We start from the raw sequence: 16,579 nt of genomic DNA, 5'->3' as shown, positions 1-16,579 counted from the left end.
GAAGTGAAGCAGGTGGGCAGGGGTGAAGCGCCGCCGCGCATCGGCCGGCTCACCGACGCTCCAGCCGGAACAGCCTGATCTCCCGGGCCACCCGCGCCTGGTACGTGGCGTACGGCGGCCAGAACGCCAGCGCCGCCTGCCAGGCCCGCGCCCGTTCCTCACCGGTGAGCAGCCGGGCCCGCACCGGGATGTCCCGGCCGCGCCAACTCACCTCGGCCTCCGGGTTCTTCAGCAGATTGCCGGTCCAGACCGGATGCCCGGGCCGCCCGAAATTGCTGCCGATCAGCAGCCAGCCACCCTCCTCCGGCAGGCACGCCAGCGGAGTACGCCGCGGCAGCCCGCTCCTGGCCCCTGTCGCGGTCAACACCACACCGGGCAGCATCCGGGCGCTGAGCAGTACCTTCCCGCGGGTCAGCCGGTGCACGGCACGGTCCAGAGCGGGGATGACGTGCGGCGCGATCCGGGCGAACGTACGGGTCGCGGAGACCTTCTGAAGCCATCGCTCACCCCGCGGCATCAGGCCTCCACCGCCTCGGGCTCTGGCTCTGGCTCTGGCTCGGGCTCCGGCTCCGGCTCCGGCTCCGGCTCCGGCTCTGGCGTACGGGCTCCCGCCGGTGCATCGCCGGTGTCCCGGCGCGTGGGCGTCCCCCCGTTTCCACCCGCCCCACGGCTACCGATGAGCTGGTCTCCGCCTCGCCCGGCCCCACGGCTACCGCTGAGTCCTCTGCCTCCGTCGGCCTCCCCCACCCCGTGCGTGAACAGCCCCGCCTCCTCGGCGGCCCGCGCCCGAAGCCGGTGCACGGGCCCCAGCAACAGTTCATCACCGGCCGCACGCTTGAAGTACAGATGCGCCTCGTGCTCCCAGGTGAAGCCGATGCCGCCGTGCAGTTGCACGGCCTCGGCCGCCACCGCCCGCAACGCCTCCAGCGCCTGCGCCAACGCCAGCGCCCCCACACCGGGCTCGGCCGCACCGGGCCGGACCGCACCCGGCCGGGCCACACCGGATTCGGCTGCGCCGGACCCCGCAGCACCGGGCTCGGCTACCCCGGGGCCGGCCCCTGCGTACGATCCCGGGGCGCCCCGGCTCCCGGGGCGCCCGACGCCCGCCGCCCAGGCCGCGTAGTACACCGCCGAGCGCGCCGCCTGCAGCGTCACGTACAGATCGGCGAGCCGGTGCTGCACCGCCTGGAAAGAGCCGATGGGGCGGCCGAACTGCTCGCGCTCGCGGACGTAGGCGACGGTACGGGCCAGCGCCGCATCGGCCGCCCCGACCGCCTCGGCGGCCAGCGCCGCGGCCGCCGTCACCCCGGTCGCGGCGAGCGCGGCGGCCACCGCCGTCCCGTACGGGTAACCCTCCCCGTACGGGTAACCCTCCCCGTACGGGTAACCCTCCCCGTACGGGTTCCCCTCCCCGTCCATGTCCCCGAGCAACTCGGCCGGAACCTCGCGCAGTTCGAGGCGTGCCAGCGGTCGGGTCTCGTCCAGCGCGGTCTGCCGGAACCGCAGCAGACCGGTTCGGCCGGGCACACCTGCCCCCTCGGCCGCTCCCTCGGCGTGCGCCTGCCGGCTGTCCGGCCGGGCCGCCGGACCGAGTGCCGCCGCCCGCACCAGAAAGAGCAGGGTGCGGCTGCGCGCGAACCCACCGGTGTGTGCGGCCACCACCAGCACCTCCGCGGTGTGGCCGTTCAGCACCTGCCCGGCCTCCCCGTACAGCCACCACGTTCCGTCCCGCATCCGCGCCTGCATCCCGCCGGCCCGGCCGCCACCCGCCCAATCGCCGTCATTCGGCCCGGTCAGCCCCAGTGCGGTGGACAGCTGCCCGCCCGGTACGGCGAGTGTTCCGGTCAGCTCCCCGGTGGCGAGGCCCGGCAGCAGTTCGCTGCGCTGGCGTTCGCTGCCCAGCGCGAGGATCAGCGGCGCGGCCAGCGCGGCGGTGGCGATCAGCGGCGAGGGAAGGACGGCGCGGCCGGTCTCCTCACAAGCCAGGGCGAGTTCGGTGGGCCCGCAGTCCACCCCGCCGTAGGCGGCGGGCAGCGCCAGACCGGGCAGGCCGAGCTCGGCGGCGAGTCGGCGCCACAGCTGTGCGTCGTACCCGGACGGGGTGCGTACCGCCGCCTTGACCTGGTCCGGACCACAGCGCTTGAGCAGCAGTTCGCGCAGGGTGCGGCGGATCTCGTGCTGCTCCTCGGTGAACGCGGCATCCATCGCGGGCTCCTCCCGGCCGTGCGACACCCCCGTCCGGTACGACGGGCTGGCTCGCTCCCGCTATCGATCTGACGGGCCGTCATAGTAGGGACGGGGGGTGCACTTTCCTAGGCCGTGTCCGCAAGTCGCCGGACCCCAGGGGCACGCGCTTCGTCACGGCCCACGATGACGAGAGCCGAAGACGGCGGCCGACGGCGAGGCGCGACGACGGCGAGGCGCGACGGCGAACGCCCGATGACTGCGTCCGGTGACGACGGCCGGTGACGACGGCCGGTAACAGCACCCGATGGCAACGTCCGACGGCAAGGCCCGACGACGAGGCTCCATGACGGCGCTCGCCCTCGCCGTGCGGCCGAGGCCGCGGGCGAGGGCGAGGACGAGGACGAGATGAGTGCGAGGACGAGGTGAGGCGCCCCGCCCGTCAGAGGACGAGATGGACCGTGAAGTGCGTTTCCGTGTCGGTGACATTGACGGCGTGGATGTAGCCGTGAGCGGTGCGGTAGCGGCCCGTGCCCCCGGTGATCGCCAGGTCGATGTTGCCGGGGCCGGCGGTGGTGACGTTGAACCGGCCTTGCACGGTGAGCTGCCCCTGAGGAAGGGACAGATCGGCCGCGCACTGCAGGTCGAACTGATCAACCGGGTCGAACCGGGTCAGCGTGCAGATCTCGCTGTAGGTGCCGACCGTGCTGTTGCCGCGGAGGAGATTGCCGCTGACGACGAATTCGTCTCCCAGACTCGGCCCGCCCGACCCGTCCACGTCGACGAAGCCGCCCTGGGTCTGCTTCGCGACCAGTTGGAAGACTTCCTCTCTCGGGTGGTCGGGCCCGGGTCCGCTGCCGGTGGCCGCCGATGCCGAGGGTGCACAGAAAAGGAGGGCGGCAAATCCGGTGACCGCGCTCAGGGCGACTTTCTTGAAGTGACGCACAGTTTTCTCCTCTGGGACTGGAAGGGAGATGCATTGGCTATGGCCATGAAATGCGGTAATGGAGCAGTAATTACCGGACCGATATCAATCGCAGGGATGCCATGACGCCGCGCTTCCCTGCCTCTGACTCCTGGCGCCTGGCGCCTGTCCTCTGGCCTCTGGCCTCTGGCCTCTGGCCCGAGAGGATCAGATATCGGGACCCGAGACGTAGGTGAACGATCCGGAAGGCATGCCTCCGGGGCAGGAGGCCGTGACGTCAAAGGTGCCGGGGGTGCCGCTGGGCGGGGACGCGGCGGTCAGCATGGTGTCGGAGACGATCTCGAAGGGCGCCAGGACGCCGTGGAAGGTGACCTGGTCGGTGGAGGACAGGCCGGTGCCGGTGAGAGTCACCACCGCGCCGCCTGCCGTGCGCCCCTGGTCGGGAATCACCGTCGCCGCCATGACACCGACGGTCCCGGCGCCGGAGTTGGTCACGTAGGCGTGTGTTCCGTCGGGGAAGACCGCGATGCCGGTGGGGCCGTCCCCCACGCCGATGTTCTCGACGACGGCATGGCTGGCGGTATCGATCACGCTCACCGTATTCGAGCCCTGGTTGGCCACATGTGCGCGGGCGCCGCCGGGGGCGAGGGTAATCCCCCCGGGTGTGACACCAACGGGAATCACAGCCTCCGCCGAGAAAGCGGCACTTAATCCGGAGTTGCGTGCCTGGCCGGGCGCCGGAATTTCTTGAGCATAGGCGAACATGACACTCCCTGAGGCAGACGGGACGATCTTGCCCCGCACACGGAAATGCCTGCTTCACCGCATGGGCAACAGCGAGCAGTAAACCGGCCGAAGTCGCACCGGATAAATACACACAGCGATGGAGAATACCCTCCCAGCGAAAGCATTTGAAGCCCGCGCCCATACCTCCGATTCTCGGATAATCATTCCACTCCCACTCCCACTCCCACTCCCACTCCCGATTCCACTTCACCTTCCGATTCCACTTCACCTCCCCTGTCGCCACAGGGCCGTGCGGACAGGGCGGGCGGGGCGGGCCGTACGGACAGGCTGGGCAGGGCGGGCGGGGCGGGCCGTACGGACAGGGTGGGCAGGGCGGGGCGGGCAGGGTGGGCAGGGCGGGGCGGGCAGGGCGAACCCGGGCGCCCGCTGGCGACGATCCACGGCGGCCGCGCGGGCGACGGGCAGCGACCGGCCGCCCTGCGCACCCTGCCCGCACCCTCGAACCTGGCGCCAAATCTGATGTACCGTCAGGTTCATGACTCCAGGGACCCGTTACGGAAATCGCAAGGTCGCCGTCGCCGGAGTGGCCCTGTCCGACTGCGGGCGCGTGGACGAGGCCACCCCGTATGCCCTGCACGCCCAGGCCGCCCGCCGGGCACTCGCCGACAGCGGCCTGGACCGTTCGGTGATCGACGGCTTCGCCTCGGCCGGCCTGGGCACCCTCGCCCCCGTCGAAGTCGCCGAATACCTGGGACTGCGCCCCACCTGGGTCGACTCGACCTCGGTCGGCGGATCCACCTGGGAAGTGCTGGCCGCGCATGCCGCCGACGCGATCGCCGCCGGCCACGCGAGCGCCGTACTCCTCGTCTACGGCTCCACCGCCCGCGCCGACATCAAGGCCGGGCGCCGTACCTCGAACCTCTCCTTCGGGGCGCGTGGCCCGCTCCAGTTCGAGGTCCCCTACGGGCACTCCCTGATCGCCAAATACGCCATGGCCGCACGCCGCCATATGCACCAATACGGCACCACCCTGGAGCAGTTGGCCCAGATAGCCGTCCAGGCACGCGCCAATGCCGCGGCCAACCCGGACGCCATGTACCGCGACCCGATCACCGTCGATGACGTCCTCTCCGGCCCGGTGATCGCCGACCCGTTCACCAAGCTGCACTGCTGCATCCGCTCCGATGGCGGCTGCGCGGTTCTGCTCGTCGCCGAGGACTATGTCCAGGACCTCGCCAAGCCCCCGGTATGGGTACTCGGTTCCGGCACCTCGGTCTCGCACACCACCATGTCGGAGTGGGACGACTTCACCGTCTCGCCCGCGGCGGTCTCCGGCCGGCTGGCCTTCGAACGCGCCGGTGTCCGCCCCTCCGAGATCGACCTCGCCGAGCTCTACGACGCCTTCACGTACATGACCCTGGTGACGCTGGAGGACCTGGGATTCTGCGCCAAGGGCGAGGGCGGCGCCTTCGTCGAGAAGGGGCGGCTGCTGCGGGACGGGGAGTTGCCGGTCAATACCGACGGGGGCGGGCTGGCCGCCTGCCATCCCGGCATGCGCGGCCTGTTCCTGCTGGTAGAGGCGGTACGCCAGCTCCGCGGCGAGGCCGGCCCGGACCGCCAGGTACGCAAGCCCGGCGGCGCATTACCCCAGCTCGCGGTCGCCTCGGGTACGGGTGGCTGGTTCTGTTCGTCGGGGACGGTGGTGCTGGGGCGGGGTTGAGGGGCCGGAGCAAGGGCACGGCGGGGCCGGAGAAGGGGGGCAGGAGCAAGGGCAGGGCAGGGCAGGACCAGAGTGGGGGCACGGTGGCGGCATGGTGACAGGGGCCCGGGCCGGGACCCCGGGCCCGGAATGCGGGCCCGGGCGGCGGACGGTGGCTATCCGGCGGCCGACGGACGGGTGATGACGCTGAACGCCGTCCCGAAAGGATCGGTGAGCGGGGCCATGCGCCCGTAGGGAGCATCCTCCGGGGTGCCGGCGGCGCCGCCCGCGGCGGGGGCCCGGGCCACCAGCTCGTCGGTGTCCGCGACCTCGAACACCGTCTGCCAACGGGAGGCGGTGGCCGCCGGATCGCCGAAGATGCCACCGATCTCATGGCCGTCGGGGCGGCGCAGGAAGGTGAAGTCGAAGTCGGGCAGGTCGTCGTTCCCGTCGAGAGTGAAGTCGAAGACGGTGGCGTAGAAGCGGCGGGCGGGGCCGGGGTCCGGACACGCGAGGTCGTTGCGGACCAGCGTGCAGGGCTCGTTGACCAGCTCGCAGCCCGGCAGCGTACGTCCCTGCCAGAGGCTGAAGCGGGCGCCGGTGGGGTCCGCCACGACAGCCGTACGGCCCAGGTCCGCCACGTCCGCGGGCGGTGCGAGCACACGTCCCCCGCTGACGGCGATCCGCTCCGCCGTCCCGTCACAGTCGTCCGTGGCGACGTGGACGTGCCACCAGGACTCGCCCTCGACGTCGGCGGCGGAGGCGGACCGCAGCGCCGCCACCCGCCGGCCGCGCAGCAGGCACAGGGTGTAGGGGCCACTCGCCGCCGACCGCTCCTCGTACTCCCAGCCGAACAGCGCGCCGTAGAACGCCTTCGCGCGGTCGAGGTCGGGGACCCCGAGGTCGATCCAGGCCGGCGTTCCGAGCGGCTGATTGATGCTGACCTTGCTCAACTTCTGCTCCTTCGCAGTGACACTGCCCGGGCCGACGCTAGTGAGGGTCGAGGTCAGGATGTGTCCTCCTTGCCCCGTTCGGTCGCGAGCAACAGACATGAACAACTGCCTTCGACTTCGTGGTCGGCGCGGACGGGCTGCACTCCACCGTCCGGAGACTGGCCTTCGGCCCGGAAGAGCAGTTCCTGCGGCACCTCGGGGCATACATCTCCGCCTTCTCCCTGCCGAACGAACCGGGCCTGGAACGCGAGGAGTTGTACCACGCCCAGCCCGGCAGGCTGATCTGCGCCTACAGCTCCGCCGGGGACCCGGCCGCCAAGGCCTGGCTCAGCTTCCGCTCGCCGAAGCTGAGCTACGACCACCGGAACCAGGAGCAGCAACTCGCCTTGCTGGAGGCCGCGTTCGAGGGCATCGGAGTCCCCCCGGCCGGAGGCTGGCGTGAGGTCCCACGGCTGCTCGCGGCGGCCCGCGAGGCGAGCGACTTCTACTTCGACGGGATGCAGCTGATCGAGATGGACCGCTGGTCGCGCGGCCGGGTGGTGCTGCTCGGCGATGCCGCGTACTGCTCTTCACCCGCGTCGGGACAGGGCACGGGGATGGCGCTGGTCGGGGCGTACGTCCTGGCCGGGGAACTCGCGACAGCCGGCGGTGACCTGGAGGAGGCCTTCGGCCGCTACGAGGGCGAGATGCGCGGCTATGTCGCGGTCAACCACGCGCAAGCGGCGAAATTCGCCCGGGAAATGACGGCGGACACCCGGCGGCAGATCCGCTTCCGGCATCTGATGCTCCGGATCCTGCCCTACATGCCGTGGAAGAGCCTGATCGCGAAGAAGATCGCCGAGGACGTGCAGCGTGGCGCCAACGCGATCACGCTCAAGGACCATCCGGCCGCACCGGTATCGGACGGGGCCGCCGGTCCGCTCCGGCCGCCGTACGCCCCCGCGTACGCTGCCTGACATGATTGATCAGCCCGGGCACCAGGACACGCCGGATGCCGCTCCCGCCGACGCCACCGCGCACCACTCCGACGCCACGGACGCCACGGACACCGCGGACACCGCGGACACCGCGGACGCCCGCGCGTTCCGGGAGCTGCTGCGCGGGCTGCGGGTCTGGGACGTCGAACTGCCGGCGTTCGACCTGGCCACAGCGCCGGACGACCCGCTGCCACTGTTCCGGCAGTGGTTGCGGGAGGCCGCCGAGGCCGGTGTCCCCGAGCCCCACACCATGACGCTCGCCACGGCGGACGCGGACGGCGACCCCTCCGTGCGGACCCTGATGCTGCACGACGCCGACGAGCGCGGCTGGCACTTCGCCTCGCATCGCGGCAGCCGCAAGGGCCGCGAACTGGCCGTACGGCCGCGGGCGGCGCTCGGCTTCTACTGGGCGGCGGTCGGCCGTCAGGTGCGGGTCCGGGGGTCGGTGACCGTGGCGGGTCCCGAGGAGAGCGCGGCCGATCTGCACCATCGTTCCACGGGCGCGCTGGCCGCGGCGCTGGTCGGGAGGCAGAGCGAGGTGCTGGGCTCGACGGCGGAGCTGGCGCGCGCCTCGGAGGCCGCATGGGAGCGCGCGCGTCGCGAGCCGGAGGCGCCGGTGCCGAGCTGGACGCTGTACGTACTGCGGGCCGAGGCGGTCGAGTTCTTCCAGGGCGATGCCCAGCGCCGCCATGTACGTCTCAACTACCGCTACGAGGGGGACGGCTGGCTGAAGGAACTCCTCTGGCCGTGAGCAACGGAGCGAGCCGGCCGCTCGCCCTCACAGCTGCCGGTACATGATGTGCAGCCCCACATAACCCTTGGTGGGGTGCAGGAAGCCCTCGGGGAGGGTCGTCATGATCCGGAAGCCCAGGGACTCCCAGAGGGCGACGGCGCCGGTGTTGGTCTCCACGACAGCGTTGAACTGCATCGCGCGATAGCCCTCGGCGCGGGCCCAGTCCAGTACGTGCTCTCCCAGGGCCCGGCCGACCCCGCGTCCGCCGGACTGCGGATCGACCATGAAGCTCGCACCGGCGATATGCGCGGCGCCGCCCATGTGGTTGGGGTTCATCTTGGCCGTTCCGAGTACCGTGCCGGACTCGTCGACGGCGACGACCGTGCGGCCGGGCGCCGTCAGCATCCACATCTCGCGGGCCGTGGCCTCATCGAGGTCCCGCGGGTAGGTATAGGTCTCCCCAGCCGCCACGATGGCGTGGAGGAAGGGCCAGATGGCGGGCCAGTCACCCGCGGTCGCCTCACGAATCAACACGGCCACAGCATCCCGCGGACCCGGCGGGCCCGCCACCGGAATTCGCCGCGGCCCTGAACGGCGGCACGAGGACGCGTGAGCCCAGGAACGGCGCCGGGGACTCAGGGACGACGACGCGAGAACCCAGGAGCGACGACACGGGCCCCCAGGAGCGAGGGGCGGGAACTCAGGGACGCGTCGGCATCACGCGGGCCGGAAGACAGGAATGGCAACCCTCCCGCTCACACCATCGCCTTCACGCTCGCCCTGCCCCTGCCCCTGCCCCTGCCCCCGGCCCTCGCCCTCGCCCTCGCGACGGAAGTGCACCGCGAGCGGCATCCCGATCCGCAGTTCCGACTCCGGACAGTCGGTGATCTCGGTCATCATCCGGGGACCTTCGACGAGATCGACCACGGCCGCGACGTACGGGACCCGCTCGCCGAAGGGCGGGAGATCGTTACGGTGCACGACGGACCAGGTGTAGAGGGTGGCGCGGCCGGTGGCCGGTACCCAGCCGACATCCTCACTCCAGCAGTACGGGCAGAACTCACGCGGATAGTGATGCGCCGCGCCGCACCCCTCCGCCCGGCAGCGACGCAGCAGCAGTCGCCCCTCGGCCGCCGCGTCCCAGTACGGCCTGGTGAAGGCATCCACCTCCGGCAGATCGAAACGCGTCGCACTCCGCGCCACACGCGGCACAGCGCTCTGCGTCCCTCTCGCCCCAGTCCCAGTCCCAGCCCCGGCCCCGGCAGTTCCGGCCATTGCGCGAACACCCCCACCGATTCCGCCTCCACCACACCTGACGATGCATCAGTTCATCCGGTGCGACATCCATCGCGCAAGGGGCCCACGAGCCCGGTTTCCCGCAGGGCATGCTCGCCGGCGACTGGACGCGCGCGGTGACTCGCGACGACCTGAAGGCCGAAACCGCCGCCGGGGCCCCCGCGAGCCCACACGAGCCCGCACTCACACTCACGCTCACACCCGCACCCGCACCCGCACCCGCACCCGCACCCGCACCCGCAAGCTTTACCGTGCACGGCCATTCCTGACATGGCGTCAGTTCAGTAATCTGACTATGCGTCAGTTGATGAGAACGAGAGGCCTCACACAGGAGCGGGCGTCTGCGATGCTTGGATCGACTCACGGCACCCTCACCACTCACTCCCGGCCGGCCCGCGTCATGGCCTGTGGGGAGCAACCACCACACACCGTCCACGGCATCAGTGAACCGCACCCCGGCGGCGGCGGACAGAGCGCCGGGGTGGTCGACCGCGATGTCAGCGGGCGCCCGCTGCACGCCCCGGCGCTCGACCTGGACCGGTTCTTCCGGCCCGGGTCCGTGGCCGTGATCGGCGCCTCGGACAGCGAGGGCCGCCCCAACACGGGGATCACCCGCCAGCTGATCGCCTGGGCGGAGCGTGTCGGTGCCCGGCTCCACCTCGTCAACCCGGGACGCGCCCAGGTCTTCGGGCGGCCTTGCCACGCAGCCGTCGCCGAGCTGCCGGAGACCGTCGATCTCGCCGTACTGCTCGTCGGCGACCCCCTCCCGGTCATCGAGCAACTCGGCGAGGCCAAGGTGAAATTCGCCGTGGCCTTCGCCTCCGGATTCGCCGAGACCGGCGAGCGCGGCGCGGCCGCCCAGGCCCGGCTGGCCGAGGTCGTCGAGCGCTCCGGTCTGCGGCTGCTCGGGCCGAACACCAACCTCAATGCCTTCGAGCGGTTCCGCGAGGACCTGGACGGCCCGGCCATCGCCCTGATCACGCAGTCAGGCCACCAGGGCCGCCCCGTCTTCAGCCTTCAGGAACTGGGCATCCGCCTCTCGCACTGGGCCCCCACCGGCAACGAGGCCGATCTGGAGACCGCCGACTTCCTCTCCTACTTCGCCGGCCGCCCCGAGGTGGGCGCCATCGCCGCGTATGTGGAAGGCCTCAAGGACGGCCGCAGCTTCCTGCTGGCCGCCGACCGTGCCGCCCGCCACCGGGTGCCCGTCGTCGCCGTCAAGGTCGGCCGTACCGAGACCGGCGCCCGCACGGCCCTCTCGCACACCGGCAAGCTCACCGGCGCCGACAGCGTCGTGGATGCGGCGATGCGGCAGTTCGGCGTCATCCGGGTGGACGGGCTCGACGAGCTGCAGGACACCGCGGCCCTGCTGGCCCGCGCCAAGAAGCCCACCGCGGAGGGCATAGCCGTCTATTCGATCTCCGGCGGCACCGGCGCCCACTTCTCCGACCTGGCGACGGCGGCAGGGTTGCCGATGCCCACCCTCGGTGACGCCAAGCAGGCCGAACTGCACCAGTGGATACCGGGCTACCTGAGCGTCGCCAATCCGATCGACAACGGCGGACACCCGGTCGGCGACTGGCGCGGCCGCAAGATCATCGACTCGATCCTGGCCGACCCGTCCATCGGCGTACTGATCTGCCCGATCACCGGCCCCTTCCCTCCCATGAGCGACAAGCTCGCCCAGGATCTGGTGGACGCGGCGGAGCAGACGGACAAGCTGGTGTGTGTGGTGTGGGGCTCGCCCGTGGGCACCGAGGACGCCTATCGCAGCACCCTCCTCGGCTCCTCGCGGGTGGCGACCTTCCGCACCTTCGCCAACTGCATCACCGCCGTCCGCGCCTATCTGGAGCACCACCGCTTCGCGGCCGGCTACCGCTCCCCCTTCGACGACGCCCCCCGCATACCGTCCCCGTCCGCGCGCAAGGCACAGGCCCTGATGCGTCCGGGCGAGCCGCTCAGTGAGCACGCGGCCAAGCAGCTGCTGCGGGCCTACGGCATCCGGGTCCCGCGCGAGCAGCTGGTGACCAGCGCGGCGGCGGCCGTACGGTCGGCGAGCCTGGTCGGCTACCCCGTCGTCATGAAGGCTTCCGGGCCGCAGCTGGCGCACAAGACCGAACTCGGCCTGGTCAAGGTCGGACTGACCTCGGCCAGCCAGGTCAGGGACGCGTACCGCGAGCTCACCGACATCGCCCGTTACGAGGACGTTCCGCTGGACGGTGTGCTGGTCTGCCAGATGATCGAGCGAGGCGTCGAGACGGTCGTCGGCATCACCCACGACAGCCTCTTCGGGCCGACCGTCACGGTCGGCCTCGGAGGGGTGCTCGTGGAGGTCCTGCAGGACGTTGCGGTGGGTATCCCGCCCTTCGGTGAGGACCAGGCGCGCGCGATGCTCGGCGAGCTCCGCGGCCGCGCCCTCCTCGACGGTGTACGCGGCGCACCGCCCGCGGATATCGATGCGCTGGTCGAGGTCGTGCTCAGGGTGCAGCGGATGGCGCTCGAACTCGACGGTCAGCTTGCCGAGTTGGACATCAATCCGCTGGTGGTCCTGCCGCGCGGGGAGGGCGCCGTGGCCCTCGACGCGCTGGCCATCTGCCCTTGACCTCACACGCGACCCCAACCCCAACCCCAACCGCGGGCGCAGGCGCGGGCGCGGGCGCAGCCGTAACGGCCACTGCCACCGCCGCTCCACCCGCAAACGCACCCGCCACGCCGCGGCCCGCCGTCCACACCATGACCACACCGTTGGGAGCCGTTCCCCCATGACGCCCTCACCGTCCCCCGCTTCCGTTCCCCCCGCCGCCGGTCCCGCAGGCCCCGTCGCCCCCGCCGGGCCCGGCCGGCCCGACGACGGCACCGCCCCTGCCGATCCCCCCGACCACGCGGATCCCCCCCACCACGCGGATCCTTCCGACCACGCGGATCTCTCCGACCGACCTGACCCCGTCGATTCATTGATACTGCACGCCACTGACAACGGCGTCTCGTGGATCACCCTCAACCGGCCGGAGGCGATGAACGCCATCACCCGCGAGCAGCGCGAACGCCTCATCGGGCTGCTTGCCGAGGCCTCCGCCGACCCGGACGTACGGGCCGTGGTCCTCACCGCGACCGGGCGGGGGTTCTGCGCGGGCGCCGATCTCCGCGGATCGCCGTCGTCGGGTGAACGGGTCGCCGGCGATGTCGCCCGGATGATCCGCGACGGCGCCCAGCGGCTCATCACGGCGGTGCTGGACTGCGAGAAGCCGGTCATCGCCGCCGTCAACGGCACCGCGGCCGGGCTCGGCGCCCATCTCGCGCTCGCCTGCGATCTGGTGCTGGCCGCCGAATCGGCTTCGTTCATCGAGGTGTTCGTTCGGCGCGGCCTGGTCCCGGACGGCGGCGGCGCCTACCTGCTGCCCCGGCTGATCGGCCCGCAGCGTGCCAAGGAGCTGATGTTCTTCGGCGACGCCGTGCCGGCAGCCGAGGCGGCGCGGCTGGGACTGGTCAACCGCGTGGTCCCGGACAGCGAGCTGGCGAAGACCGCCCGGGGGTGGGCCGAGCGGCTGGCGGCCGGCCCGACCCGGGCGCTGGCCCTGACCAAACAGCTGGTCAATGCCTCACTGGACGCCGACCGCGCCACGGCCTTCGCCGCCGAGGCCACTGCCCAGGAGATCAATATGACGACGGCGGACGCACAGGAGGGGGTCGTCTCCTTCGTGCAGCGACGCACCCCGGCCTACCGGGGACGGTGACCCGTCCCGGACGCGCCAAGGCCGAAGCCCCAGCCGGGCGCGCCGGGCCTGAACACCCGAGCCTGACCCGCCGGGAGAGCCGGACCCGCCGGGAGAGCCGAGCCCGACGCGCCAGGGCGGGGCATCCCGGGCCCGCCGCCCAGGGACCGTAGCCCCGAGCCCGGCGCGAGCCACGAGCCCGGCCGCGCCGGATGCAACCCCACCTACTTCTGCCCCGCCGGACACTCCCGCACCTCACGGGTGTTCCGTGTCCGCACCCCCGGCAGCCATCCCCGCACCCCCTGCCCGCTGGTGACCAGATACCAGCGGGTGGAGGTGACGCCCGCTTCGTCGCGGACCATCCGGCCGTCGGTCACCACACAGTGCGCGGCCAGGTCGTCGCCGTGCCAGACCCGGCCGGCGGAGTTTCCGCGCGCGGCGTACTCGGCGCGCGGGTCCCTGGCCAGCCGTAAGGCGCACTCCAGGGAGCGGCCCGTACGGCAGGCCTGTTCGCTGTTGTAGACCGTGACCTTCACCGTCGGGGTCGGGCCGGCAGGCTGGAGCGTGACGGGCCCGGGACGCACCAGCCACCACACCCCCAGCGCCACCACGGCCACCGCCGCCGCCACCACGAGCGCGACCGCGTACGGCCGCCTCCGGGGCAGTGCGACCACGGCGGGCGCCGGGGCGCCGGATTCCCTGATGCGGTCCCACAGGCCGGGCGGTGTCTCGATCTGTTCGTCCGCGAGCCGGAGCCGTGCCCGCAGCAGCGCCTCGGCATCGTCCCCGGCCCCGTCACCCCGGCCGCCGCCGAAGTCCCGGCCGCCGCCCGCCGATCCCGCACCGCCGTCGTACCGTGGTCCGACTCCCACCACGCCGCTCACCTCCCCGCCTGCCCGTGCTCCGAGGCAACGAGGTAGGCGCGCAGCCTGTCCAGCGCACGGGCGCGATGGCGGGCGGCAGTACCACGATGCACCTTCATGATCTTCGCGGCCTGGTCGATGGTGTAGCCGTCGAGATCGACGAGGATGACGATGCCGGCCTGCCGGTGCGACAGCTTCCCCAGCAGCCGCACCGCTTCGATCTCGGCCTGCCGCCGCTCCACCCCGCCGTCCCAGCCGCCGGGCACCCCGCCGGCCCCCGCACCGACGCCACCGCCCACCCCGCCCGCACCGGATTCCTCGACCCCGTCCATCTCGTCGACCAGCACCTGGCGCCGGTCCTTGCGGTAGGCGTCCCGGGCGACGTTGAGTACGGCGGTGAAGGCGTAGGCGTACGGCTCAGGATGGGCGAGGAAGCGCTGAGGACGGGCGGCGAGTTTGAGATACGCCTCATGCACCACATCCTCCGCGGACTGTCTCGATCCGGCCAGCATCACCGCCCGTCGGTAGAGCCGGGGCAACAGCCCGCAGAAGACCTCATCGAAGCTGGGTGGTGACGCGGCAGACGAAGCTGACGACGGTGTCGCATCGGCCATGTACCGGAACTCTCCCCCGTGTTCGGCTACGGACGCGGCCCAGATGGACGCTACCCGTGCGATCGACACGCAATCAGGAATCTGCTCCTCAATCTCCCGCGAATCCCCCGAGATCGCCCCCGATCTCCCGGCAAACCACACGTGTGGGTGGCCGACACCCGTGGCCGGCGCTCCGCGACCGACGCTCCGCGCGACCGACGCTCCGCGCGGCCGGCACCCGCGCGGCCGGCGCTCCGCGCCCGGCGCCCGCGCACCTTTCCATCTGACGAGCCATCAGATTCAATGGAAGCATGATGGGACACGCTGCAATGGCGGCCACGGCCGTGCGGTACCTGCGTTCTGTCGGCGCGCCCACCACGGCCGCCGCACCCGCCACCCCACCCGCCGGGCCACGCCCGCGCCCCGCGCTGCGGGCCGTACGCGACGACGAGCGTGCTCCGTTGGATCCGGCCGCATTCCGCTTCGTCCTGGGCCACTTCGCCAGCGGCGTCACGGTCATCACCTCCCCCGGGGAGCCGGAACCGGCCGGTTTCGCCTGCCAGTCCTTCACCTCGCTCTCGCTCGACCCGCCGCTGGTGGTGTTCATGGTGGCGCGTACGTCGGCCACCTGGCCGCGGATCGCCCGTGCCGGGGTGTTCTGCGTCAACATCCTCGGCGCCGGACAGGGCGAGCTCTGCCGGGGGTTCGCGGTCAGCGGCGGCGACAAGTTCGCCGGGGTCCGCTACGGGGCCGCCCCCGCGACCGGCTCGCCCCGGCTGGCGGACGTTCCCGCCTGGATCGACTGCACGGTCCAGGCCGTGCACACCGGCGGCGACCATCTGATCGTGGTCGGCCGGGTCGACGCCCTCGGCACGGATCCGGCCGCCGCCGAGGCCGGCCCGCTCCTCTTCCACCGGGGCACCTTCGGGCAGCTGGGCGAGTGAGCACGGCCGGCCCCGCGGCGCACGGAAGCACCGGAAGCACCGGGCGCGCGGCGGCTACGCGGGGTCCCCTGCTCCGCAACGGCTCGCGGAGCTGATCGGCGCGGCGGCGGCCCGTGCCCGGGTGGTGCAGCCGGGACGGTCCACCGTTTGCCGGCAGTGAACACCGGCCCGGCCGGGCCGGACGGTCACTACAGTCCGGCCTCATGACGACGATCACCACGCGCACGGTCGCCTACCCGGCAGACGCCCTCACGATGACCGGACACCTCGCACTCCCCACCGGTGTCGACCGCCGGCCCGCGGTCCTGATCGGGCCCGAGGGGACGGGGCTCAGCGACGTCGAGCGCCGCCGGGCCGATGCCCTGGCCGAGCTGGGATACGTGGCACTGGCCTTTGACCTCCACGGCGGGCGCTATCTGGGCGACCCCGAGGAGATGCTGGCCCGTTGCATGCCGCTGCTCGCCGACCCCGACCGGATGCGGGGCATCGGCCACGCGGCGCTCGACGTGTTGCGTGCCGAACCGCGGACCGACCCCGACCGGATCGCCGCCATCGGCTACGGAACCGGGGGTGCCATCGCGCTGGAACTCGGGCGCCACGGCACCGACCTGCGCGCGATCGGGACGGTCAACGCACTGACCACGGGCCGGCCCGGCGAGGCGGCACGCATACGCTGCCCGGTGTGGGCCGGGGTCGGGTCGGAAGACCCGATCATGCCACCCGCGCAGCGGGACGCGTTCACCGCCGAGATGCAGGCCGCGGGCGTCGACTGGCGCCTCACGGTCTACGGCGGAGCCCTGCACGCCTTCCACCACCCACCGGTCGACCACCCCGTGCGCCCCGGCGTCGGCTACCACCGACGGCACGCGCAGCGAGCCTGGCGCGACATCGTCGACCTGCTCGCCGAGTGCCTGCCCGTAACGGAGTGATCCGGTCGGCTCCTGACGCTCAT

At 72.2% G+C, this 16,579-nt stretch carries 16 protein-coding genes; 7 read left to right on the top strand and 9 right to left on the bottom strand.

The features are described from left to right. Positions 1-49: 49 nt before the first annotated feature. From ACGFR7_RS30710 to ACGFR7_RS30695, 4 genes are all read right to left on the bottom strand, one after another. Positions 50-517 carry a nitroreductase family deazaflavin-dependent oxidoreductase gene (locus ACGFR7_RS30710; RefSeq protein ID WP_393325489.1) on the bottom strand — a complete coding sequence of 156 codons (468 nt, stop codon included), beginning with the start codon at positions 515-517 and terminating at the stop codon, positions 50-52. After that, complete coding sequence (locus ACGFR7_RS30705; protein WP_393325487.1) at positions 517-2,205, bottom strand: acyl-CoA dehydrogenase family protein; 1,689 nt, start codon at positions 2,203-2,205, stop codon at positions 517-519. Before ACGFR7_RS30705 ends, ACGFR7_RS30710 begins: the two co-directional genes overlap by 1 nt. Before the next feature lie 421 nt (positions 2,206-2,626). After that, positions 2,627-3,130, bottom strand: coding sequence for a hypothetical protein (locus ACGFR7_RS30700; RefSeq protein WP_393325485.1), 504 nt, complete (start codon positions 3,128-3,130; stop codon positions 2,627-2,629). 186 nt (positions 3,131-3,316) lie between these two features. Further along, a complete protein-coding gene (locus ACGFR7_RS30695) occupies positions 3,317-3,700 on the bottom strand; it encodes an IPT/TIG domain-containing protein (RefSeq protein ID WP_393325483.1) in 384 nt (127 codons plus the stop codon). 691 nt (positions 3,701-4,391) lie between these two features. Here ACGFR7_RS30695 and ACGFR7_RS30690 point away from each other — a divergent pair. Beyond that, on the top strand, positions 4,392-5,576 hold the full coding sequence (locus ACGFR7_RS30690; RefSeq protein WP_393325481.1) for an acetyl-CoA acetyltransferase: 1,185 nt from the start codon (positions 4,392-4,394) through the stop codon (positions 5,574-5,576). A 155-nt stretch (positions 5,577-5,731) separates the two neighbouring features. Here the strand turns inward: ACGFR7_RS30690 and ACGFR7_RS30685 are convergent, their stop codons facing one another. Next, positions 5,732-6,508, bottom strand: coding sequence for a VOC family protein (locus ACGFR7_RS30685; RefSeq protein WP_393325480.1), 777 nt, complete (start codon positions 6,506-6,508; stop codon positions 5,732-5,734). Positions 6,509-6,627: 119 nt separating this feature from the next. On the opposite strand from ACGFR7_RS30685, the gene ACGFR7_RS30680 reads away from it, so the two are divergent. Together ACGFR7_RS30680 and ACGFR7_RS30675 are read left to right on the top strand one after the other, a co-directional pair. Continuing rightward, positions 6,628-7,464, top strand: coding sequence for an FAD-dependent monooxygenase (locus ACGFR7_RS30680; RefSeq protein WP_393325478.1), 837 nt, complete (start codon positions 6,628-6,630; stop codon positions 7,462-7,464). Position 7,465: 1 nt separating this feature from the next. Further along, positions 7,466-8,236, top strand: coding sequence for a pyridoxal 5'-phosphate synthase (locus tag ACGFR7_RS30675; RefSeq protein WP_393325476.1), 771 nt, complete (start codon positions 7,466-7,468; stop codon positions 8,234-8,236). A 27-nt stretch (positions 8,237-8,263) separates the two neighbouring features. Here the strand turns inward: ACGFR7_RS30675 and ACGFR7_RS30670 are convergent, their stop codons facing one another. Both ACGFR7_RS30670 and ACGFR7_RS30665 read right to left on the bottom strand, forming a co-directional pair. Continuing rightward, complete coding sequence (locus ACGFR7_RS30670; protein ID WP_393325474.1) at positions 8,264-8,752, bottom strand: GNAT family N-acetyltransferase; 489 nt, start codon at positions 8,750-8,752, stop codon at positions 8,264-8,266. A gap of 183 nt (positions 8,753-8,935) precedes the next feature. Continuing rightward, positions 8,936-9,430 (bottom strand): Zn-ribbon domain-containing OB-fold protein, encoded by a 495-nt coding sequence (locus tag ACGFR7_RS30665; protein ID WP_393325472.1) that lies wholly within the window; start codon positions 9,428-9,430, stop codon positions 8,936-8,938. 430 nt (positions 9,431-9,860) lie between these two features. On the opposite strand from ACGFR7_RS30665, the gene ACGFR7_RS30660 reads away from it, so the two are divergent. Beyond that, positions 9,861-12,116 carry an acetate--CoA ligase family protein gene (locus ACGFR7_RS30660; RefSeq protein WP_393325470.1) on the top strand — a complete coding sequence of 752 codons (2,256 nt, stop codon included), beginning with the start codon at positions 9,861-9,863 and terminating at the stop codon, positions 12,114-12,116. A 160-nt stretch (positions 12,117-12,276) separates the two neighbouring features. Beyond that, a complete protein-coding gene (locus ACGFR7_RS30655; protein ID WP_393325469.1) occupies positions 12,277-13,248 on the top strand; it encodes an enoyl-CoA hydratase/isomerase family protein in 972 nt (323 codons plus the stop codon). Positions 13,249-13,451: 203 nt separating this feature from the next. Here ACGFR7_RS30655 and ACGFR7_RS30650 read toward each other — a convergent pair whose 3' ends face one another. Together ACGFR7_RS30650 and ACGFR7_RS30645 are read right to left on the bottom strand one after the other, a co-directional pair. After that, complete coding sequence (locus tag ACGFR7_RS30650; protein WP_393325467.1) at positions 13,452-14,102, bottom strand: hypothetical protein; 651 nt, start codon at positions 14,100-14,102, stop codon at positions 13,452-13,454. Positions 14,103-14,107: 5 nt separating this feature from the next. Further along, positions 14,108-14,704, bottom strand: a complete 597-nt coding sequence (locus ACGFR7_RS30645) for an RNA polymerase sigma factor (protein WP_393325465.1) — start codon at positions 14,702-14,704, stop codon at positions 14,108-14,110. A 308-nt stretch (positions 14,705-15,012) separates the two neighbouring features. Here ACGFR7_RS30645 and ACGFR7_RS30640 point away from each other — a divergent pair, with 308 nt between their 5' ends. Next, positions 15,013-15,627 carry a flavin reductase family protein gene (locus ACGFR7_RS30640; RefSeq protein ID WP_393325608.1) on the top strand — a complete coding sequence of 205 codons (615 nt, stop codon included), beginning with the start codon at positions 15,013-15,015 and terminating at the stop codon, positions 15,625-15,627. Between the two features lie 203 nt (positions 15,628-15,830). After that, complete coding sequence (locus tag ACGFR7_RS30635) at positions 15,831-16,556, top strand: dienelactone hydrolase family protein (protein ID WP_393325464.1); 726 nt, start codon at positions 15,831-15,833, stop codon at positions 16,554-16,556. Positions 16,557-16,579 lie beyond the last annotated feature (23 nt).

It is taken from the genome of Streptomyces sp. NPDC048516 (assembly GCF_043199875.1).
Classification (GTDB): domain Bacteria; phylum Actinomycetota; class Actinomycetes; order Streptomycetales; family Streptomycetaceae; genus Streptomyces.
Note: the sequence above shows the minus strand (reverse complement) of the source record. Positions and strands in the feature narration are given on the sequence as shown.